This window comes from Rhodopseudomonas sp. P2A-2r, from assembly GCF_026015985.1.
Taxonomy (GTDB): domain Bacteria; phylum Pseudomonadota; class Alphaproteobacteria; order Rhizobiales; family Xanthobacteraceae; genus Tardiphaga.
Map to the genome: position 1 here is coordinate 5,028,818 of NZ_CP110389.1, position 21,383 is coordinate 5,050,200.

The following is a 21,383-nucleotide window of genomic DNA, read 5'->3' on the forward strand; positions in this document are numbered from 1 at the left end:
TCGGTTGAAAGGGCTATGTTAGCCTTGCGACCGGGCAGCGTTCGTTCCGACCTCTCTATGGGTCGTCCCCGCGAAGGCGGGGATCCATAGCCTCCGGAGTTACAATTTTGCGCTGTGGGTACGACCAATATCCAATTTCACGGACGGCGGTTATGAGTCCCCGCCCCGCGCGCGCCGTTGGCGCGCTTGGCGGGGACGACAGCCGAGTATGACGCCCCTCATCAGCTTCACCGCCTTGGAAAAAAGCTTCGACGGCGGGCGCATCAAGGCCGTCGACAACGTCACGCTGGATGTCGCCGAGGGCGAGTTCCTGGCGATCGTCGGCGGCTCCGGCTCCGGCAAGACCACCCTGCTCCGGCTGGCCAACCGGCTGATCGACGCCGACCGCGGCCGCGTCACCGTTGCCGGAGAAGACGTCACATCCGTCGATCCGATCAGCCTGCGTCGCCGCATCGGCTACGTGTTCCAGAGCGGCGGGCTGTTTCCGCATATGAACGTCGCCGGCAATATCGGCATCACGCCAAGACTGCTGGGTACGCCCGCCGACGCGATCGCCGCACGCGTCGACGAACTGCTCGATCTGATGCGCCTCGACCGCGCGCAACATCGCGACCGCTTCCCGCATGAACTGTCCGGCGGCCAGCGTCAGCGCGTCGGCGTCGCCCGCGCGCTCGCCGCACGCCCACGGATCGTGCTGATGGACGAACCCTTTGGCGCGCTCGATCCGCTGACCCGCGACGCGCTGGGCGATGACTATCGCGCGCTGCACGACAAGCTCGGCCTCACCACCGTCATGATCACCCATGACATGACCGAGGCGATCCTGCTCGCTGACCGCGTCGCGGTGATGCGCAGCGGCAAGCTGCTGGCCGAAGGCACGCCAGCCGATCTCTCCGGCAGCACCGACGCTTACGTCGGCGAGCTGATGCGCACGCCGCGCCGCCAGGCCGAACGGTTGGCGGCGCTGCTCGGAACGGGCGCCGCATGAGCCTGTTCACCGATCCACGCTGGAGCGAGGCGCTCGGCCATCTGCCAGACTATCTCGGCAACCACGTCCGCGTCAGCGTCACCGCGCTGGCGCTCGGCCTCCTCGTCAGCCTGCCGCTGGCGATCATCGCGCGCCACCGGCCATTTTTGCGCGGCGCCCTGCTCGGCGTCGCCAGTGTGGTGCAGACGGTGCCGGGGCTGGCGCTGCTGGCGCTATTCTATCCACTGCTGCTGGCGCTGGCGGCGCTCTCGCTGCAATGGTTCGGAGCCGGCTTCTCGGCGTTCGGCTTCCTGCCCTCGGTACTGGCGCTGGCGCTGTATTCGATGCTGCCGGTGCTGCGCAACACCATCACCGGGCTCGACGGCGTCGATCCCGCCCTGACCGAAGCCGCTGAGGGCGTCGGCATGACGCCGCGCCAATCGCTGTTCATGGTCGAACTGCCGCTGGCGTTGCCGGTGATGATGGCCGGCATCCGCACCTCCGCGGTGTGGGTGATCGGCACCGCGACTTTGTCGACGCCGATCGGCCAGACCAGCCTCGGCAACTACATCTTTGCCGGACTCCAGACGCAGAACTGGGTGTTCGTGCTGTTCGGCTGCTTCGCCGCGGCCTTGCTGGCGCTGGCCGTCGATCAACTGCTGTCGCTGATCGAGACCGGCATCAGGCTGCGCAGCCGCGTCCGCGCGGCGCTCGGCACCATCGGTATCGCAGCCCTCGTGGCCGCCACACTGGCGCCTGCACTGGGCCGCGCCCAATCCACCTACATTGTCGGCGCCAAGACCTTCACCGAGCAATATGTGCTGGGCGCGCTGATGGCGCAGCGGCTGCAGGCCGCCGGGCTCTCCTCGGGCACGCGGCAGGGCCTCGGCTCCAACGTGATCTATGACGCGCTGGCCTCAAACGACATCGACGTCTACGTCGACTATTCCGGCACGCTATGGGCCAACCAGTTTCACCGCACCGAGATTCTGCCGCGCGACAAACTGCTCGCCGAGCTGAAGGCCACGCTGGCAAAGAGCAACATCACTTTGCTCGGCGAACTCGGCTTCGCCAATGCCTATGCGCTGGTGATGCCGCGCAGCAAGGCCGAGACGCTGGGCATCAGGACCGTCGCCGATCTCGCCGCGCGGTCATCGGCCATGACCATCGCCGGCGACTATGAATTCTTCTCGCGGCCGGAATGGGCGGGATTGCAGAAGGCCTACGGTTTGGCGTTCCGGGCGCAGCGAACCATGCAGCCCGATTTCATGTATGCGGCCGTTGCCTCCGGCGAGGTCGACGCCATCGCTGGCTACACCAGCGACGGGCTGATCGCCAAATACGATCTGGTGGTGCTCGACGATCCCAAGGCCGCGATCCCGCCCTATGACGCGATCCTGCTGCTGTCGCCGAAACGCGCCGGCGATGAACGATTGAAGGCCGCGCTGCAGCCGCTGCTCGGCCGCATCGACATCGCCACCATGCGCGAAGCCAATCTGCGCGCGGCGGGCGGTGATGGCGCCAGTTCGCCGGAAGCAGTGGCAAGGTGGCTGTGGGAGAAGGTGGGAAAGAAGTAGCGCGCTTCAAACTCTGTACGAGCGGCTCCATCGTCCCCTCTCCCACAAGCAAAGCGAAGCTTTGCGCAGGCGGGAGAGGGTGGACCGGACGAAGTCCGGGCCGGGAGAGGGCCGCTTGCGATGGAGCGCAGTGCCCGCCCCTCTCCCGGCTCGAACCCGCTTCGCGTGTTCAAGCCACCCTCTCCCGCCTTCGCGCAGCTTCGCTGCGCGCGGGGGCGAAGGGAAGAAAGAGCGGCGACCTACAAATTCTTGATCATCCCGGCGTCGATCAGCAAGCGGTTGAAGCGCCGCGCCTCGGCGCCGTCGCGGCACGCATAGAACATGCCGCCACAGCGCAACATGATCTTCTTCTGCTCTTCGAACGACGGATCGAGCGGGATGCCGGCGGCTTCCTGGATCACCAGCGGCAGATAGGGACCGTCGACGGTGTCCATGGCGGTCGGGCTCTTCACCGGCTCGAAATTCACGGCGTCGATGGCGTAGTAGGTCGCGTAGTAGCGCGGATCGTAGGCCATCAGCTTCTTGCCCACGCCGGCCTCGTCGAGCTTGGGGTCCAGCACATGCGGCGAGAATTCCGGCTGGTGGTCGCCGTAGCGCACGATCAGGAACGGCTGCGCCGGAAACTGCTTCTTCAGCCGCGTGATGAAGGCGCCGTAATTGTCCGCGCTCATGGCCTGGCGGCGCAGATATTCATCCACCACCGGCTCGTTGCCGGGCGCGCGCCAGCCCGGCGTCAGGTCCGGCCGAAACTTCGTCTCCCACGGAAAGTGATTGGCGGCGAGATAGACGAACATGAATTGCGGCGTCGCCGGATCCTGCTGCGCCAGCTTCTGCACCGCCTTGTCGTAGAAGAAGCTGTCGGGCTCCACCGCCTTGGCGCCGAGATCGTCGGCATCGAAGAAATTCTGCATGCCGGTGGTGAGCTGGAAATTGCGCGCGCTCATGAAGCCGCCGATCGCCGGATACAGCGCCGTGGTGTTGTAGCCGCAGCGGCGCAGCGCCAGCGGCAGGCCGCGCTCGACGCGCCCCGATGCGATCCGCGTGACGAAATAGGAGAAGCGGCCGAACGACCGCGCCGACAGGCCGGCCAGCACGTTGTACTCGGTGTACCAACTCGGTCCGCCATTGCTCTCGGCAAGGAACTTGCGCGCCTTGCCGTCGAACGACTTGAAGTGATTGCCGTAGCCGGCCGGGGTCTTCACCTCGGCCGCGTCGCGAATGTCGAACGACGACTCGTCATGGATCATGATGATGTGCGGCCGCCGCGCCGCGGGATGGCAGGCATCCACCAGCGGCATTTTCAGCCGGTCGGTGGCGACGGCGTCGGATTCCATGAAACCGTAACTGACGAAGTCGGACACCGCAGTGACGCCGGAGCGGGCGAACTTCGAGAGATAGCCATCGTCGTAATAACCGCGCCAGGCTTCGTCGGGCCAGACGAAGGCATAGCCGACCATGGCGGCCAGGCAGGTCAGCATCGCCGCCACCGCCGGCAGCCGGCGGATGCGGAACGGATCCAGCCACCACAGCGCATACATCAGCGGCAGGGTCAGTGCCGCCGCCCCGATGGCCGACCAGCGCAGGTTCGGGAAGATGGTGAACAGGAAGGCCGCGGTGTCGCGGTCGATCACCATCAGGTCGACGAAGTTGGCGGTCATCTGCACCACGTCGTGCTTCAGCCGCGACAGCAGCACCAGGATGACCACCAGCGTCAGCGACAGCGCGCCGGACAGCGCCGGGCGGCGCAGCAGCGCGATCCAGAAGAAGTTGAGGATGCCCCAGCCCAGCACGAAGCCGAGCCGCGAGCCGAGATCGGTCTCGGTCTGGAACATGACCAGCATCGCGCCGAGATGCGGCACTGCCACGGCAAGCGGGCGCCACACCCCCATAGAGGCGGCGGCAGCTGTGGTCGTGGAGGGCACTGGATTGAGCGGAGCCGCCATGGCGGGACGCAACACCACCGGCGAGGCGGCCTCGGCTGGCGGCGGCCAGAAGGCGAACGGCGCAGCCGGGCACTGCGACGTGTCATAAAAATGTAATGGAATAGACATGAACAGGCAATGAACTTGGGCACCCCGGGACTCCCCGGATAATTATTGCGGAATGGGCCCGCCCGCCGCCTCCCGCTTGGCGATGCCATCGATGAACACCGCGAGAATGGCCTCCGCCATCGCCCCGGCTTCGGCCTCGGCGATGCCCCAGCGCGGAAAATGACCATCGATATTCATGCGGGCGAAACCGTACACCATGGCCCGACCGGCGATCTCGATCGCCCGCAGATCGGCGTCGCGAAGCTGGCCCTGCCCCGCCGCCTCCGCCAGCAGACGGCCGGTCATGCCGACCAGTTCGCCGTTGTCGGCGCTGACCTCCGCAGATTGGTCGTGGGTGAAATACTTGCCGCTGGAGATGACTTCGAAGTGCGCGGGATTTTGGATCGCCCAACGCAGGTAAGCCAGGCCGAGGGCACGAAACCGCGCCAGCGGATCGGTGGTGGGGGTATCGGCGATCGCCTCCGCGAGTTCTGCGCGGAACAGCCGCTGCGCCTCCTCGGCGACGGCCGTCATCAAGGCATTGCGGGTGGGGAAGTGGCGGAACGGCGCGCCCGGCGACACCCCCGAGCGGCGGGCGGCCTCGCGCACGCTCACCGCGTCGGGGCCCCCTCCTCGACCAGCCGCAACGCCGCCTCGATCAGCACGCGCCGGAGGTCGCCGTGGTGATAGGCCTTCGGTGACAGGACGGCAGGCTCCGCCGCGCGGCGGGGCTTGGCGGGCGCCTTTCGCACGGCCGGCTTGCGCGACGCTGGCTTCGCATTCTTGATCATGCCAGTTTCTACCATCACCTGAACGTGAATGTAAGCACTGCATACACAATTGACAACGACGCCCCACCGATATGTAACTGCCGATTACATTGGTTCCGCAACGAGGAGTCTGCCATGGCCGAGCGTCGTCACAACTGGGTTGAGGGATGGCGGCTGGTCAGCCTGCTGGCGCTGGTACTCGCCGGCCTCAGCCTGTGGATCGGCGCCATGCAGCAGTTCGAGGTCGAGGGCGTCCGGATGGTGGTCCGGTTCACCGCACGCAGCTCGCTGCTGCTGTTCTGTCTGGCCTTTGCTGCCTCATCCCTGGCGCGGCTGTGGCCGGCGGCGGGCACGCACTGGCTGCGACGCAATCGGCGCTATATCGGGGTGAGTTTCGCCATCTCGCACGGCATTCACGCCGTTGCGATCATCTGCTTCGCGGTCATGGCGCCGCCCCTGTTCATGGAGGCCACCTCGCCGGCCTCGTTGATTTTCGGCAGCATCGGCTACGCTTTCATCATCGCCATGACGATCACGTCTTTCGACCGGACCGCGACGATTCTGGGTCCACGCGCCTGGCGCATCCTGCACACATCCGGCATCTACTATCTCTGGGTCCAGTTCATGATCAGCTTCGGCATGCGCGTTCCGCAAATGCCGAACTACGTCTGGTTCCTGCTGCCGCTGCTGGCGGTGATGACACTGAGGATTGCCGCGACTCTGCAATCGCGGCGCCTGCGCGTTCCCAACGATACGGCAGCTGCAAGCCGCACGTCCGACTAGCCCTCAGCCCGGGGAAGCAGTCCCAGCCGCTTGGCGATGATGCCGTCGAGCAGCCGCTTCGGCAGGATCCGCATCATCAGCATGCGGAACGGCTCCGGCGAGATCTGGGTGCGCACGGGCGGCTTCGGCAGCGTCAGCGCGTCGTACACAAGCGTGGCGATGGTCTCGGCAGGCAGGCCAGTGGCCGCCAGCGTCTTCATGGCGCCGCGCAGCCGCTCCAGCACGGGGAGGAACGGCGATTTTGCCCAGCGGGCCATGTCGATGTCCTCGGCCTTGTCCCAGATCGGCGTCTTCACCGCCCCGGGCGCGATGACAATGACGTCGATGCCGAACAGCATGAATTCCCGGCGCAGGCTTTCCGACAGGCCCTCCAGCGCGTGTTTCGAGGTGCTGTAGGGCGACATCAGCGGATTGCCGTTGGTGCCGGCCACCGAACTGATCATTACGATGCGGCCGCGCGGCCCGGTCAGGGCGGGATCGGCGCCGAGCAGCGGCGCGAACGCCTTGGTTGATATCACCGGGCCCATCACATTGACCTCGATCTGGCGGCGGAAGTCGGCCACCGGCAGTTCGAGCAAGGGGCCGGACACCGCGATGCCGGCATTGTTGACGAGGCCGGCTAGCGTCGTGCCCTCCAGTTCGGCGCGCACCACGGCGGCGGCGGCATTCACCGCCGCCTCGTCGGTGACATCGAACAGCAGCGGCACGAAATTGGCGCCGAACTCGGCCTGCAGCCGCGCGGCATCGGTCGGCTTGCGGACGCTGCCGAACACCCGAAACCCGCGTTCGATGAGCAGCTTCGCGCTGGCATGGCCGATGCCGGTGGAAGCGCCGGTGATGACGACAGATCGCATGGGTCCCCGCTATGTCGCTTGCCGGGCAACACGCCCTGCCCCGTATTCTGCCGTGGTCCGCAGCCGCTGCACAAGCCACGCATCGGCACCGGGTCGCTGCCTGCCTCTGGATTGATCCAGATCAAAGCCCGCAGATAGCCCAACTCTATTGAAGCGACATGGCAACGCTTCATTCCATGCATGGTCCCGACAGGTGGCTTCCCGTCTCCATTGCTCCCGTGGGACTGCCGGTGGAAGTGTCGGTCATCGACGACAGTGGAGTTCGGACCCTGGTCGTGGCCTGCCGCTGGAACGGCGAGGCTTGGACCGGCGTATCGACCCGGAAGAGACTGGACATCGCGCCCACCCATTGGCGGCCATGGTCGGACGACCGGTCGCGCCGGAATCTGGCGATATCGCGGATCTGGATCAAATACGGCTTCCGGTCCGGCCGTTCCTGACCGGGCGGCGCCCGCTTTGTCGCCCCGGCCGGTGCAGCCCCATGCTTCGTCCGCGGCCGAAGCATCCCGGCAGCCCGCCCCCTATTAAGGGTCTCCAAATCGCATCGGGAGACCCCGCCATGACCTTCGACATCAGCATCTGGATCATCTGCGGCGCCGTGTTGCTCCTCGCCGGCTTCGTCAAGGGCGTGATCGGACTTGGATTGCCGACGATCTCGGTCGGGCTGCTCGGCCTCATCATGACGCCGTTGCAGGCCGCAGCGTTGCTGGTGATCCCGAACCTCGTCACCAACATCTGGCAGCTGGCCATCGGCGAGCCGGTGATGGCCCTGGTCAGGCGTCTGTGGCCGACGCTCGCCGGCATTGTGCTGGGAACGCTGTTCGGCGCGCTGGCACTGCCCGCCGGGACCTCGCGCTGGGCCGTCATCGCGCTCGGCATCATCCTGGCGGTCTATGCGCTGATCGGCCTGTCGGCCGTGCACCTGCAGGTGTCGCCTGTCGCGGAGCGCTGGGCCGGCCCCTGGTCGGCGTGCTGACCGGGCTGGTCACGGTGGGCACCGGCGTCTTCGTGGTCCCCGCAGTGCCCTATCTGCAGGCGCTCGGTCTGTCGCGCGCCATGCTGGTGCAGGCGCTGGGCCTGTCGTTCCTGACCTCGACCATCGCGCTGGCGCCGGCGATCGCCGCCACCGGCGACATGTCGCCCGAGATAGCAGGCGCATCGCTGATCGCTTTGGCGCCCGCGCTCGGCGGCATGTTTCTCGGCCAGGCGTTGCGCAACAAAATAGGCCCGGCAGTGTTCCGCCGGGCCTTCTTTGGTGGGCTCTTGCTGCTCGGTTGCTATCTGGCGACCAAGCCGTTGCTGTAAATCTTAGTTCTTGGTCTTGTCGACCAGAGCGCCCTTCTTGATCCAGGGCATCATGTCGCGCAGCTTGGCGCCGACTTCCTCGATCTGGTGGCTGGCCATCTTGGCGCGGGTCGCCTTGAACGAGGTCTGGTTGACCTTGTTCTCGAGCATCCAGTCGCGGGCGAACTTGCCGGCCTGGATGTCCTCGAGCACGCGCTTCATCTCGGCCTTGGTCTCCGAGGTGACGATGCGCGGGCCGGTGACGTATTCGCCGTATTCCGCGGTGTTGGAGATCGAGTAGTTCATGTTGGCGATGCCGCCTTCATAGATCAGGTCGACGATCAGCTTCACTTCGTGCAGGCACTCGAAGTACGCCATCTCCGGCGCGTAGCCGGCTTCCACCAGCGTTTCGAAGCCGCCTTTGATCAGTTCGACCAGGCCGCCGCACAGAACCACCTGCTCGCCGAACAGGTCGGTCTCGCATTCCTCCTTGAACGAGGTCTCGATGATGCCCGCACGACCGCCGCCGATGGCGGAAGCGTAGGACAGGCCAAGGTCATGGGCGTTGCCCGAGGCATCCTTGTGGATCGCGATCAGGCAGGGCACGCCGCCGCCGCGCTGATATTCCGAACGCACGGTGTGGCCCGGGCCCTTCGGCGCGATCATCAGCACGTCGAGATCGGCGCGCGGATCGAGCAGGTTGAAGTGCACGTTGAGACCGTGGGCGAACACCAGCGCCGCGCCGTTCTTCATGTTGTCGTGCATGTGCTCGCGATAGATGTCGCCCTGCAATTCGTCGGGGGTCAGCATCATCATGATGTCGGCCCACTTGGCGGCCTCGGCGACTTCCATCACCTTGAAGCCGGCGGCCTCGGCCTTCTGCGCCGAGGTCGAGCCCTTGCGCAGCGCGATCGCCACGTCCTTGACGCCGGAATCCTTCAGGTTCAGCGCGTGGGCGTGGCCCTGGCTGCCGTAGCCGACGATGCAGACCTTCTTGCCCTTGATCAGGTTCAGGTCGGCGTCGCGATCGTAATAAACTCGCATGGGTCGTTCCTTTATTCGGCAACTATCTGTCGCGTTGCCTGCTCGAAGCGGTCAGAGGCCGAACGGCCGCTGACCATGAATTGCCGCCGGTTTCTAGGGCGACGAAAGCCGCGAGACAAGCCCGCGACGGTGATTTGTGCGATGTATCCGGCTCATGGCTCGTGCAGCACCGGATACAGCGAGGCCAGCAGCAGCACGGCCATGGTGACGTTGAAGACGCGCACGGCGGCGGGCGATTTTACCAGCGATTGCAGCGCAGTGCCGGCCAGCGCCCAGCTCACCGTGGAGCCGAGGCCGAGCAGCAGCGACAGCGCCACCTGCACCACCACGTTCCACGGATAGCGGGCAATTGCCGCATAGGCGGTGATGGTGCCGATCGCCATCACCCAGCCCTTGATGTTGATCCATTGAAACAGCGCCGCGCCGAAGAACGTCATCGGCCGGCGCTGCTCGACCGCGCCGGGATCGGGCGGGCCGGCCATTCCTATCGCAACTGCGAGATAGACCAGATAGGCCGCGCCGGCATATTTCAGCACCGTCTGTAGCCATGGGTAAGTGGTGAACACCGCGCCAAGTCCGAGCCCGGTGACCGCGATCATGAAGGCGAAGCCGAAGGTCACGCCGGCCATGTGCGGCAGCGTACGGCGGAAGCCGAAATTCAAGCCCGACGCCAGCAGCATGATGTTGTTCGGGCCCGGCGTGAAGAACATCACGGCGGCGAACACCACGAAGGCGATCAGCAATGGCTGGGACACTGCCATTAGCTCACTTCCACGAGAACCGGCGGCCGCGGCGACAGCAGCATCACCGCGATGCCGCACACCACGACGATCATGCCGGCCAGCCGCAACGGACCGAACTGCTCGCCGAACACCAGCGCCGACGCGCCGGCGCCGACGAACGGCACCAGCAGCGCGAACGGCACCACCTGCGCCGCGGAGTAGTCGTGCAACAGCCGGCCCCAGATCCAGTAGCCCAGCGTGCTGCCGATCACCGCCAGCGCCAGCACGCAGGCGGCACCGCCGAGCGAGATATGCGTCAGGGCCAGCCAGGTGACGCGCGGACCGTCGACGAACAGCAGCACGGTCAACAGCGGCGCCAGCCCCGCGAGGCCGATCCAGGCGAACAGGTCGAGCATCGGCACGCCGCGGGCGCGGCGCAGCAGCAGATTGGACAGGGCGAAGCTGAGCGGCGCGGTCATCAGCACCGCGAAGGCGAACACGCTGAAATCGTAACCGACGGTGAAACAGATCAGCAGCAGGCCGCAACTTGCGATGCCGATGCCGGCCACCTGCCAGCGCGTCGGCAGTTCGCGCAGGAACAGCGCGGCGAGGGCCACCGTGAACAGCGCCTGGCTCTGCACGATCACCGCGGTCAGCCCGGCCGGCACGCCGTGGGCGATGCCATAGGTCTGCGCCAGGAACTGGCTCACCAGGAGCCAGCTGATCGCCACCACCAGCTGCCACGACATCCGGGGCCGCGGCAGCACCAGGCACGGCAGCGCGGTGATGGCAAAGCGCAACACGGTCAGCAACGTCGACGACATCTCGTCGAGCGCCAGCCGTGTCAGCACGAAGCCAACACCCCAGATCACGGCCACCAGGGTGGCGAGGGCGATGTCCAGCGGTTTCATGATGTTGCTGTTGGGCCGAGTGTCACATCCCCTCGGGGCCGCGGCCGATGGCGGCGACGCCGGTGCGGGCCACCTCGACCAGGCCGAGCGGCCGCATCAGATCGATGAACTGGGTGATCTTCTGCGAATTGCCGGTGATCTCGAACACAAAGCTCTCGACGGTCGCGTCGATCACCCGGGCGCGAAACGCTTCCGCCAGCCGCAGCGCCTCGACGCGGTGATCGCCGGTGCCGCGCAACTTGACCATCGCCAGTTCGCGCTCGATTGAGCGGCCCGAGGTGGTCATGTCGACCACGCGGTAGACCGGGATCATGCGGTCGAGCTGGTGCTTGATCTGCTGGATCACCATCGGCGTGCCCGTGGTGACGATGGTGATGCGCGAGACGTGCTTCTGGCTCTCTGTCTCCGAGACCGTAAGGCTCTCGATGTTGTAGCCGCGGCCGGAGAACAGGCCGATGACCCGCGCCAGCACGCCGGGTTCGTTCTGCACCAGCACGGACAGCGTGTGGGTCTCGTTGGGGTCTTGGCGCTCTTCCATGAAGTAGGCGGAGGCGGGCTGTTCCATTGTCGTCCTCGTCGATCTCAATCAGTTCAACTCATCTCAGTCTGTCATCCCCGCGAAAGCGGGGATCCAGTAACCGACGCTGCCGATGATAGACACCACCGTCGGAGATTACTGGGTCGCCCGGTCCAGGCGCGCAATTGCGCGCAGGCCGGGCGACGACAGCCGTGGAATATCACACCAGCGCGCCGCCGCCGGCGAAGGCGAGTGCGGTGGCTTCGTCGTTGGCTTCGGCGGGCAACAGCATCTCGTTGTGCGCCTTGCCCGACGGGATCATCGGGAAGCAGTTTTCCAGGTTGGCCACGCGGCAGTCGAACAGCACCGGCTTCTTCACCTTGATCATCTCGTGGATGGCGCCGTCGAGATCGCCCGGCTTGCTGCACTGGAAGCCGACGCCGCCATAGGCCTCCGCCAGCTTGACGAAGTCCGGCAGTGCCTCGGAGTAGGAATGCGACAGCCGGTTGCCGTGCAGCAGCTGCTGCCACTGCCGCACCATGCCCATGTACTGGTTGTTCAGGATGAAGATCTTGATCGGCAGCTGGTGCTGCACCGCCGCCGACATTTCCTGCATGGTCATCTGCACCGAGGCGTCGCCGGCGATATCGATCACCAGCGAGATCCGGATGCGCGACCTGCACGCCGAGCGCCGCCGGCAGGCCGTAGCCCATGGTGCCCAACCCGCCGGAGGTCATCCAGCGATGCGGCTCCTCGAAGCCGTAGAACTGCGCCGCCCACATCTGGTGCTGACCGACCTCGGTGGTGATGTAGGTGTCGAGATTCTTGGTCGCCTCGAACAGCCGCTGGATCGCGAACTGCGGCAGGATCACGTCGTTGTTCTTCTTGTAGGCCAGCGAATTGCGCGCCCGCCAGCCGGCGATGTCCTTCCACCACGCCCTGGTGTCCGGCTTCTTCGCCTCGGCCTTGAACACCTGCAGGATGTCGCCCAGCACATTGCCGCAGTCGCCGATGATCGGCACGTCGACGCGGATGTTCTTGTTGATCGACGACGGATCGATGTCGATGTGGATCTTCTTGGAGTTCGGCGAGAACGCATCGGTGCGGCCGGTGATGCGGTCATCGAAGCGCGCACCGACGCACAGCATGACGTCGCAGTCATGCATCGCCATGTTGGCCTCGTAGGTGCCGTGCATGCCGAGCATGCCGAGCCAGTTCGGCCCCGACGCCGGATAGGCGCCGAGCCCCATCAGCGTCGAGGTAATCGGAAAGCCGGTGACCTCCACCAGTTCGCGCAGCAGCTTCGAGGCCGAGAGGCCCGAATTGATCACGCCGCCGCCGGAATAGATCACCGGCCGCTTGGCACCGGCCAGCAGCGCCACCGCCTTGCGGATCTGCGTGGCGTCGCCCTTGACCCGCGGCGAATAGGAGATGTGCACGTCGGACTTGCGCGGCGGGTGATAGGTGCCGGTGGCGAACTGAACGTCCTTGGGCACATCGACCACGACCGGACCTGGCCGGCCGGTGGTGGCGACGTAGAACGCCTCGTGCAGCACCTTGGCGAGGTCCTTGACGTCGCGCACCAGCCAGTTGTGCTTGGTGCAGGGGCGCGTGATGCCGACGGTGTCGCATTCCTGGAACGCGTCGTTGCCGATCAGATGCGTCGGCACCTGCCCGGTGATGCACACCATCGGGATAGAATCCATCAGCGCGTCGGCCAGCGGTGTCACCATGTTGGTGGCGCCCGGCCCCGAGGTCACCAGCACCACGCCCGGCAGGCCGGTGGAACGCGCATAGCCCTCGGCGGCGTGTCCGGCGCCCTGCTCGTGGCGCACCAGGATGTGCTCGACCTCGCTCTGCTGGAAGATCTCGTCATAGATCGGCAGCACCGCACCGCCGGGATAGCCGAAGATGTGCTTGACGCCGTGGTCGGCGAGCGCGCGGACGATCATCGCGGCGCCGGTCATCTGGTTGGGATCGTGAGGCTTGTTATCGCTCGCGGTGGTCATTGGCTGGCTCCGGATGCGCCTTGTGGCGCGGCTTGGCAGATCGTTTTGGCAGATCGTTTCGGAAATAAAAAAGGGCCCCGTGAAGGCCCTCAGCGCACCGTCCGTAGCGGGATGGCCTCAGCCAGCCCCGGCGGTGCGCCTGGCTACGACGAGAATAAGAAGATTGGTAATTTTGTTGCGCATATTGTCGTCACAGCATCCCAAAGGTTGCGCAATACATAGCTGGCCAAAGCCGGAAGTCAAGCGAAGTTGCCAATATCGCGCCAATTGGCAGCGTAGCCGGGTCTTTTGGGTTCGGCGAGCGCAAAATGGGGCGGGCAGCCCTGCGCCCGGTAGGGCCGGCAACGCGGCCCGACCATCGCCGCCCTTATGGTGAGAAGGCGCGAAGCGCCGTCTCGAACCACGAGCCTGCCCAGGTCGCGCAGCAACGCACGCATAACGCTACGCCGCGTTCACCAACGGCGTCGCACGTTCGATCCGCGCAAGGTCTTGCGGCGAGTGCATCGCCTCCCAGAGGTCGTTGCGGCGCTGCACGTTCAGCCAGAAGTCCGGGCCATTGCCGAAAACGCGCGCCAGAATGAGCGCCGTCGCCGCTGTCACACTACGACGGTTGTTGCACAGTTCGTTCACATGCTTGCGCTGGACGCCCATCGCCTTGGCCAACGCCGCCTGCGTCAGTCCAAGGGGTTGCATGAATTCCTCTACCAGTATTTCGCCGACCGTCGCCGGCTTGCGCTTGGTCATCACCATGTGTCGCCTCATCGGTAGCTGTGATCGTCCAGATAGATGTCCGACGCTTCACCCTGGCCGCCCCACCGGAAGATCAGCCGCCATTGGTCGTTGATGCGAATCGAATGAAAGCCGCTCAGCCTGCCCCGCAGCTTCTCGAAATGATTGCTGGGCGGAACGCGCAAATCCTGATCGGTCGTCGCGTCATCGATCATCTGCAATTTACGAAACAGCCGGCTTTCGATGTCTGCCGGAATATTCCGGGAGCGGACATCGTCTACGAAGAAAGCCCGCAGCCATGCGTCGCGAAAACCCACGATCATTCCGGACCTCCCGGATGAGCTAATGTACCACTCTATGGGTCTTCGTGCAACGGTCCCGCCAGCTTCCCCACCGCCTCCTCCGGCGTCACCCATTCGAACTGCGGCAGTTGGTGCCGGAACCAGGTGAACTGCCGCTTGGCGTAGTGCCTGGTATCGGCGCGGCCGATCACGGCTGCTTCTTCCAGCGGGAGTTCTCCGCGCAGATGTCTGATCAGCGCCGGCACGCCGTGGGCCTTCATCGCCGGCAGCAGCGGATCGAGGTTTCGCGCAGCCAGCGCGGCGACTTCATCGAGCGCCCCTGCCCTCAGCATCACATCAAAGCGCGCATCGATCCGCGCATAGAGCTCATCGCGCTCCGGCGTCAGGAACACCGCCGTAAAACTATCCGGCGGCAGCAGCGGCGGCATCGCATCGGCATGCCAATCGGTGAGCGAACGCCCGGTGGCCTCCACCACTTCCAGCGCCCGCGCCACGCGGCTGCGGTCGCGCGGATTGAGGCGTTGTGCCGATGCGGGATCGCGCAAGCTGAGCGCCATGTGCAGCGCCTCCGGCCCGTCGCGCTCGAGCCGCATGCGAACGTCCTCGCGGACCTCCGCCGCAATCGGCGGCACGTCGGACAGCCCGACGGTGAGCGCCTTGAAGTAAAGCCCGGAGCCACCGGTGAAGATCGGCAGCCGATTTTGCGCGCGCACCTCGGCCAAAACCTGCGCGGCCTCGGCGACCCATGCGCCGGCCGAAAAGTTCACCGCGGCGTCGACGGTGCCATAAAGCCGATGCGGCGCCATCGCCTCCTCGTCAGCCGTCGGACGGGCGGTGAGTATGCGCAGGTCGCGATAGATCTGCATGGAGTCGGTATTGATGATCACGCCATCGTGCGCCTGCGCGAGGCGCAGCGCCAGCGCCGACTTGCCGCTGGCGGTCGGCCCTGCGATAAGCAGCGCTCTGCGCTCACTCCCGGAATTCACCATGTCTCTCGTTGCGACGCTCATCTGCCATCCCGCCAATCCCGCCCTCGATAGCACGGTGCTGGACGGCGCGCGCGCGCGCTGCCGGGTCCGAACCACGCCGAGTGGCTGTTCGACGGCGTCGCCGCCGACATCTTCTTTGCCAGCGACGACGACATGCTGGCGATCGCCGAGCGGCTGCGCGCGTCGCGCGGCGACCAGCCCATCGACATCGTCGTGCAGCCTGCCGCCTCGCGGCGCAAGAAGCTTTTCTGGCCGACATGGACTCCACCATGATCGGCCAGGAATGCATCGACGAGCTCGCCGACTTCGCCGGGCTCAAGGCCCATGTCGCGGCCATCACCGAACGCGCGATGCGCGGCGAGATCGAATTCGAACCGGCGCTGCGCGAGCGCGTGGCGCTGCTCAAGGGCCTGCCGGTCGGCGTCGTCGACGAGGTGCTGGCCAGCCGCATCACGCTGAATTCCGGCGGCCGCGAACTGGTGCAGACCATGCGCGCGCACGGTGCCTATACCTGCCTCGTCTCCGGCGGCTTCACCCTGTTCTCGCGCAAGATTGCCGAACTGATCGGGTTTCAGGAAAACCGCGCCAATGAATTGCTGGTCAACGACGGCAAGCTGACCGGCGAAGTGGCCGAACCGATCCTCGGCCGCGCCGCAAAACTCGCCACGCTGGTTGACCTGCGCGAATCCTTCGATGTCGACGACATCGACACGCTGGTGGTCGGCGACGGCGCCAACGATCTGGCGATGATCCAGTCGGCCGGCCTCGGCATCGCCTACCACGCCAAGCCGGCGGTCGCCGCCGCCGCCCACGGCCGCATCGATTTCGGCGACCTCAGCGCGCTGCTTTATGCGCAGGGTTTTAAGCGCAGCGAGTTCGTCGGCGGGTAACGCTGAGCACGGCTTCGTTCCCCGGACGCGGTGCATCACGTCGATTGCAATGCGCTGGCCCGTTCCCCGGACGCGATGCACTACGCCGCCTTGCGGCGTGGTGCTTCGCAGATCCGGGGCCGTCCCAATCGGCGCCCTGGTACGATCCCGGATCTGCGCAGCAGCATGCGATGCTGCGCATCGCCATGCCGCAGCGCGTCCGGGAAACGGAAGCTGGGACGCGCGAACAAGGCAAATCTCTTCATTAGCGCTATTGACTATTATCCTAATTTGGACTAATAATCCCTCCGCCCTGCTCAACGAGGGGCGCTGTCATGAGGCGCCTTGAGAGTGGAGGAGGATGCGGTGTCCCGCGCATGCGCCTCGCAAGCGCATCCCGGGAGGCTGCGGTCACCGTCCGGGCCCTCTACGGGGGCTCTGCCTTGAGTGGCTGGACGCGGATGGTGAAAGGCGGGCGGAGTGGCTCCCAAAGGGAGTTCACGTGCCAGCCCGGAAGCACGGTCCCCTTGCCATAAACCCCGCGGTGGCGCGCCCGCAGGCGCCGCGACCTGCTTCGCCGTTGCGACGGCGGTGCGGATCGCGCCCAACCACCACAACCGCGCCTGCCGGCGCGCCGCTCCCCTCATGTCCGGAGGGGAGGACTGCTCACACCTCGGACGCATCATGCGCCGCGAGAACGAGAGCACTTGGCTGTTTGACAATTGAATCAGTTCTGCGCGACAGCACGCGCATCTTCACCCTCCCCTTGAGGGGAGGGTAAGAAGAGCCAACGCGTGCACGGCCCCTACTGCACGCTCAGCGCGACAAAGCGCAGCTCACCTTCGGCGTTCGACACCAGCAGCAGCACCGACTTCTTGCCGTCCTTCTTGAGCGCATCGACGCGCTTCTTGACGTCGGCGGGATTGCTGACCGCCTCCTGCGCGACCTCGACGATGACGTCGCCGGCGGCCAGGCGCTTCTCGGCGGCGTCGGAGCCGGCATCCACCGAGGTGACCACCACGCCCTTGACACTGTCCTTGATCTTGTACTTGGCGCGCATGTCCTTGCTGAGGCCGGTGATGTCGAGGCCGAGCGCCTTCTGGGTCGCGGGCTTCTCGGCTTCCGGTGCGGATTTCACCGAGGCCGGCTGCGCCTTCTCGCCGTCGTCGAGACGGCCCAGCGTGACCTGCTTGGTCTCTTCCTTGCCCTTGCGGATGATCACCACATCGACAGCCTTGCCGACCGCGGTGTCAGCCACCACGCGCGACAGGTCCTTGGGCTCCTTGATGTCCTTGCCGTCGAACTTGATCACCACATCGCCGGGCTCGATGCCGGCGGGTTTTGCCGGCCCCTTGTCCTCAACGCCGGCGATCAGCGCACCGCGCGCCGGCTTGATGTTCAGGCTTTCGGCGATCTCGTCGGTGACCTGCTGGATGCGGACGCCGAGCCAGCCGCGACGCAGCTCGCCGAACTGGCGCAACGAGTCGACCACACCGACCACGGTCTTCGACGGCACGGCGAAGCCGATGCCGATGGAGCCGCCGGACGGCGAGATGATCAGTGTGTTGACGCCAATGACTTCGCCGTCGAGGTTGAACAGCGGGCCGCCGGAATTGCCGCGGTTGATCGAGGCGTCGGTCTGGATGTAGCTGTCATAGGGCCCGGAATTGATGTCGCGGTTGCGCGCCGAAACGATGCCCGCGGTGACGGTGCCGCCGAGCGAGAACGGGTTGCCGATGGCGATCACCCATTCGCCGAGCCGCAGTTTTTCGGAATCGCCGAACTTCACCGCGGTCAGCGGCTTGGGCGGCGTGAACTTCAGCACCGCAAGGTCGGTCTTCTTGTCGACGCCGACCAGCGTCGCCTTGATCTTGGTGCCGTCGTTGAGGATGACGTTGATCTCGTCGGCATCGGCGATGACGTGGTTGTTGGTGACCACGACGCCGGCGGTGTCAATGATGAAGCCGGAGCCGAGCGAATTGGTCTTGCGCGGCTGCATACCGCCATTCTTGTCGCCGCCGGGACCGCCGCGGCGGTTCTTGAAGAAATCGTCGAAGAACTCCTCGAACGGCGAACCGGGCGGCAGTTGCGGCATCGCACCGCGACCGCTGTCGCTCTTGTCGCCGCCGCCCTTGGCCTCGATGGTCTGGGTAGTGGAGATATTGACGACCGCATCGATCACCTTCTCGGCGACGTCGGCGATCCCGTCAGGACCGCGCGCAAAGGCCGGTGCGGTGAACGCCGCGACGGACGTGCCAAGGCACAGCGCCGTCAGCAGCGGGCGCAGGCGGCGGCTCAGGGCTGGAATCGCGATGGACATGAGCGGAGCGTCTCCTGAAGGGATTCGGGAATTTGAAGGCAGATTGCGCCCGTTTGCAGCATTGGCGCAAGCATCGCGCGGCTGCGGCAGGCCACCATCAGCGTCGCCGATTGCGGCGAAAAGCAGAGCGGCGGTACACGATCGCGTTGATCAGGCAGTGGTTTTCAGGGGCAGCCCGGTCAGCGCCGGACGTACCAGATCAGGATCAGGCCGCCGACCGCGGAGCCGATTCCGGCGAGCCGCAGCATGTTATCCGGGGTTGCCAGTGCGCTCTTCATGGCGCGCCGCATCCAGCCGGGGATGGCCAGGAAGAGAATACCTTCAAGCACAAACAGGATTCCGAGGCCGATGAGGAAGTCGGCAAACGCTATGGACCTCATCCGACTTCAACTCCCGACCGTTCACGCCCTGGACACTTTTATATGTGCGACGCGCCGGGAGCGATCCGGAGTTGGCTCCGGATCGCCCGCGGCGCGCCCCATCCTTTAGAGCAGAGTGCGATCGAACGCAAAACAGGTATCGGCGTATGCTGAACAAACGCCGATTTTGCGCCTTACGGCTTGGCTGCGACGGACTCCGCCGGCTTGCCCGACGGATGGGCAAAGAAGCGGAAGAACTCCGAATCCGGCCGCAGCAGGAAGCGGGTGTCGTTGTTCTTGAGCCCGTTCTCATAGGCGGTCATGGAGCGGTAGAACGCGAAGAAGTCGGCGTCCTTGCCATAGGATTCGGCGAACAGACGGTTGCGCTCGCCGTCGCCCTCGCCGCGCACCTGCTCGGCCTTCGAGTTGGCCTCGGCGATGATCACCGTGGCTTCGCGATCCGCCTTGGAACGGATCTCCTGGGCCTTCTGGCCGCCCTGGGCGCGGAACTCGGCGGCCTCACGCTGCCGCTCGGTCTGCATCCGCTGATAGACCGCCTGGCTGTTCTGCTCGGGCAGATCGGCGCGGCGGATCCGGACGTCGACAACGGAAATGCCGTAGCCGTCGGCCTCCTTGTCGAGCTGGTCGCGGATCTTGTTCATCAGACCCTCGCGTTCGTCACGCACGACCTGGATGAAGGTGACCTCGCCGAGCACCCGGCGCAGCGACGCGTTGAGCAGCGTGGTGAGCTGGATGTTGGCGGCCTGGATCGACCCGATGCTCTGGTAGAAGCGCAGCGCGTTCTTGATGCGATAACGCGCGAACGCATCCACCACGAGGCGTTTCTGGTCGGAGGCGATCACTTCCTGCGCCGGATTCTCGAGATCGAGAATCCGCTTGTCGATGGAGATCACGCTGTCGATGAACGGCACCTTGAAGTTGAGGCCGGGCTCGGTGACGACACGGACCGGCTCGCCGAGCCGAACCACCAGAACCTGTTCGGTCTGGCTGACGGTGAACAGCGAGCTGAAGCCGATGACGACGACGAACAGCGCGACGACGAGCGCGACGATACCTGAAATTCCGGACTTCATCGGGTGCTCCCGCTCTGCTGTTGCGGCTGCACAGGTGTCGCCGGGGGCTGCCGCCGCGGCGACAGTTCATTCAGGGGAAGATAGGGCAGAACGCCCTGCGCGTTGGCACCGCCGTCATAGACCAGCTTCTCGGCGCCGCCGAGAATCCGCTCCATGGTTTCGAGATAGATGCGCTGGCGGGTCACTTCGGGCGCCTTCTTGTATTCGTCGTAGACTTTCAGGAAGCGCGCGCTCTGGCCCTTGGCCTCGGCGACCGCCTGCTCCTTGTAGCCTTCGGCGACCTGGAGGATTTGCGAGCCACGACCGCGCGCATCGGGAACGACACGGTTGGCGTAGGTCTGCGCTTCGTTCTGCAGGCGCTCGAGATCGGCACGCGCGGCCTGCACGTCGCGGAACGCGTCGATGACCTGGGCCGGCGGATCGACCTTCTGCATCTGCACCTGCTGGACCAGGATGCCGGCGCCATAGCTGTCGAGCGTCTTCTGCATCAGCTCCTGAACGTTGGCCTCGGTGGTGGTACGGGCGCCGGTGAGGATCGGCTGGATGTTGGCGCGGCCCACCACTTCACGCATGGCGCTTTCGGCGACCGCTTTCACGGTGCCTTCGGGGTTCTGGATGTTGAACAGGAAGTTGCCGACGCCGTCCGGCTTGATGCGCCACAGCACCGTGAAATCGACGTCGACGATGTTCTCGTCGCCGGTCAGCATCAGGCTTTCCTCGGGCACGTCACGCATGGTGCGTCCGCGCCGGCCGGGATCGTCGCCCAGCGTCATGCCGATGCTCAGCGTCGAGACGCGCAGCGCCTTCGGCAACAGCACGGTCTCGATCGGATAGGGCAGATGATAGTTCAGGCCGGGCTGCACGGTGCGCACATGCTTGCCGAAGCGCAGGACAACGCCGAGTTCTTCCGACTGCACGCGGAAGAATCCGGACAGGCCCCAGATCGCCACCGCAGCGACGAGCACCAGCAGGATGCCCATGCCGCTGACGAAGCCGCCGGGCAGCAGCGACTGCAGACGGTCCTGTCCGCGGCGCAGCAGATCCTCGAGATCAGGCGGCCTCGGGCCGGACGATTGCGGACCCGAACCCCAGGGTCCTTTCGGACCAGAGCTCCACGGGCCTCCGCCTTGATTCTTCCACGGCATTCAAATCTCCTCGGCGCGGGCGCTGGACCGAAGTCCAGCCTCGCATGGTCAGCACGGCTTTATAGGGGACCGTCCGGCACCTTACAACGCAGGTCGTTACGTGCAGGA

The 21,383-nt window shown here is 65.6% G+C and carries 20 protein-coding genes and 2 pseudogenes; 6 read left to right on the forward strand and 16 right to left on the reverse strand.

The genetic code is table 11. The features are described from left to right. Window positions 1–208 precede the first annotated feature (208 nt). Both ONR75_RS24325 and ONR75_RS24330 read left to right on the forward strand, forming a co-directional pair. Complete coding sequence (locus tag ONR75_RS24325; protein WP_265079509.1) at window positions 209–988, forward strand: ATP-binding cassette domain-containing protein; 780 nt, start codon at window positions 209–211, stop codon at window positions 986–988. Further along, window positions 985–2,544, forward strand: a complete 1,560-nt coding sequence (locus ONR75_RS24330) for an ABC transporter permease/substrate-binding protein (protein WP_265079510.1) — start codon at window positions 985–987, stop codon at window positions 2,542–2,544. Before ONR75_RS24325 ends, ONR75_RS24330 begins: the two co-directional genes overlap by 4 nt. Before the next feature lie 239 nt (window positions 2,545–2,783). Here the strand turns inward: ONR75_RS24330 and ONR75_RS24335 are convergent, their stop codons facing one another. The 3 genes from ONR75_RS24335 to ONR75_RS24345 form a co-directional block, all read right to left on the reverse strand. Further along, window positions 2,784–4,487, reverse strand: coding sequence for a sulfatase-like hydrolase/transferase (locus ONR75_RS24335; RefSeq protein WP_265083781.1), 1,704 nt, complete (start codon window positions 4,485–4,487; stop codon window positions 2,784–2,786). 150 nt (window positions 4,488–4,637) lie between these two features. Beyond that, on the reverse strand, window positions 4,638–5,189 hold the full coding sequence (locus ONR75_RS24340) for a TetR/AcrR family transcriptional regulator (RefSeq protein ID WP_265079511.1): 552 nt from the start codon (window positions 5,187–5,189) through the stop codon (window positions 4,638–4,640). Next, the gene (locus ONR75_RS24345) at window positions 5,186–5,365 is read right to left on the reverse strand and encodes a hypothetical protein (protein ID WP_265079512.1); all 180 of its coding nucleotides are present in this window, start codon (window positions 5,363–5,365) and stop codon (window positions 5,186–5,188) included. The genes ONR75_RS24340 and ONR75_RS24345 overlap by 4 nt, the downstream gene beginning before the upstream one ends. A gap of 114 nt (window positions 5,366–5,479) precedes the next feature. On the opposite strand from ONR75_RS24345, the gene ONR75_RS24350 reads away from it, so the two are divergent. Beyond that, on the forward strand, window positions 5,480–6,127 hold the full coding sequence (locus ONR75_RS24350) for a hypothetical protein (protein WP_265079513.1): 648 nt from the start codon (window positions 5,480–5,482) through the stop codon (window positions 6,125–6,127). Here the strand turns inward: ONR75_RS24350 and ONR75_RS24355 are convergent. Further along, window positions 6,124–6,981, reverse strand: coding sequence for an SDR family NAD(P)-dependent oxidoreductase (locus ONR75_RS24355; RefSeq protein ID WP_265079514.1), 858 nt, complete (start codon window positions 6,979–6,981; stop codon window positions 6,124–6,126). The two genes, ONR75_RS24350 and ONR75_RS24355, sit on opposite strands and share 4 nt — an antisense overlap. Window positions 6,982–7,540: 559 nt before the next feature. On the opposite strand from ONR75_RS24355, the gene ONR75_RS32560 reads away from it, so the two are divergent. Together ONR75_RS32560 and ONR75_RS32565 are read left to right on the forward strand one after the other, a co-directional pair. Further along, window positions 7,541–7,957 carry a sulfite exporter TauE/SafE family protein gene (locus ONR75_RS32560; protein ID WP_320109649.1) on the forward strand — a complete coding sequence of 139 codons (417 nt, stop codon included), beginning with the start codon at window positions 7,541–7,543 and terminating at the stop codon, window positions 7,955–7,957. Beyond that, window positions 7,951–8,286 (forward strand): TSUP family transporter, encoded by a 336-nt coding sequence (locus tag ONR75_RS32565; protein WP_320109650.1) that lies wholly within the window; start codon window positions 7,951–7,953, stop codon window positions 8,284–8,286. The genes ONR75_RS32560 and ONR75_RS32565 overlap by 7 nt, the downstream gene beginning before the upstream one ends. Window positions 8,287–8,289: 3 nt before the next feature. Here the strand turns inward: ONR75_RS32565 and ilvC are convergent, their stop codons facing one another. From ilvC to miaA, 8 genes and pseudogenes are all read right to left on the reverse strand, one after another. After that, the gene (ilvC, locus tag ONR75_RS24365; protein WP_265079515.1) at window positions 8,290–9,309 is read right to left on the reverse strand and encodes a ketol-acid reductoisomerase; all 1,020 of its coding nucleotides are present in this window, start codon (window positions 9,307–9,309) and stop codon (window positions 8,290–8,292) included. Between the two features lie 152 nt (window positions 9,310–9,461). Next, a complete protein-coding gene (locus ONR75_RS24370; protein WP_265083782.1) occupies window positions 9,462–10,064 on the reverse strand; it encodes a LysE family translocator in 603 nt (200 codons plus the stop codon). 5 nt (window positions 10,065–10,069) lie between these two features. Further along, a complete protein-coding gene (locus tag ONR75_RS24375; protein ID WP_265079516.1) occupies window positions 10,070–10,942 on the reverse strand; it encodes an EamA family transporter in 873 nt (290 codons plus the stop codon). Window positions 10,943–10,964: 22 nt separating this feature from the next. Next, window positions 10,965–11,507 (reverse strand): acetolactate synthase small subunit, encoded by a 543-nt coding sequence (ilvN, locus tag ONR75_RS24380; RefSeq protein WP_265079517.1) that lies wholly within the window; start codon window positions 11,505–11,507, stop codon window positions 10,965–10,967. 172 nt (window positions 11,508–11,679) lie between these two features. Beyond that, window positions 11,680–13,468, reverse strand: a pseudogene (locus ONR75_RS24385) (acetolactate synthase 3 large subunit). A gap of 441 nt (window positions 13,469–13,909) precedes the next feature. Next, window positions 13,910–14,218 carry a HigA family addiction module antitoxin gene (locus tag ONR75_RS24390; RefSeq protein ID WP_265079518.1) on the reverse strand — a complete coding sequence of 103 codons (309 nt, stop codon included), beginning with the start codon at window positions 14,216–14,218 and terminating at the stop codon, window positions 13,910–13,912. 8 nt (window positions 14,219–14,226) lie between these two features. Next, entirely contained in the window at window positions 14,227–14,520 is a 294-nt protein-coding gene (locus ONR75_RS24395) for a type II toxin-antitoxin system RelE/ParE family toxin (protein ID WP_265079519.1), read from the reverse strand. 32 nt (window positions 14,521–14,552) lie between these two features. After that, complete coding sequence (miaA, locus tag ONR75_RS24400; protein WP_265079520.1) at window positions 14,553–15,509, reverse strand: tRNA (adenosine(37)-N6)-dimethylallyltransferase MiaA; 957 nt, start codon at window positions 15,507–15,509, stop codon at window positions 14,553–14,555. Here miaA and serB point away from each other — a divergent pair. Then, a pseudogene (gene serB / locus ONR75_RS24405) lies at window positions 15,487–16,378 on the forward strand (phosphoserine phosphatase SerB). The gene miaA and the pseudogene serB overlap by 23 nt on opposite strands. 784 nt (window positions 16,379–17,162) lie before the next feature. Here the strand turns inward: serB and ONR75_RS24410 are convergent. The 4 genes from ONR75_RS24410 to hflK form a co-directional block, all read right to left on the reverse strand. Continuing rightward, window positions 17,163–18,677 (reverse strand): Do family serine endopeptidase, encoded by a 1,515-nt coding sequence (locus tag ONR75_RS24410; RefSeq protein WP_265079521.1) that lies wholly within the window; start codon window positions 18,675–18,677, stop codon window positions 17,163–17,165. A 179-nt stretch (window positions 18,678–18,856) separates the two neighbouring features. Continuing rightward, window positions 18,857–19,057: a DUF2065 domain-containing protein gene (locus ONR75_RS24415; RefSeq protein ID WP_265079522.1), complete on the reverse strand. Its 201-nt coding sequence runs from the start codon at window positions 19,055–19,057 to the stop codon at window positions 18,857–18,859. 173 nt (window positions 19,058–19,230) lie between these two features. Continuing rightward, window positions 19,231–20,130, reverse strand: a complete 900-nt coding sequence (hflC, locus tag ONR75_RS24420; RefSeq protein WP_265079523.1) for a protease modulator HflC — start codon at window positions 20,128–20,130, stop codon at window positions 19,231–19,233. Beyond that, entirely contained in the window at window positions 20,127–21,275 is a 1,149-nt protein-coding gene (hflK, locus tag ONR75_RS24425) for an FtsH protease activity modulator HflK (protein WP_265079524.1), read from the reverse strand. The genes hflC and hflK overlap by 4 nt, the downstream gene beginning before the upstream one ends. Window positions 21,276–21,383: the final 108 nt, after the last annotated feature.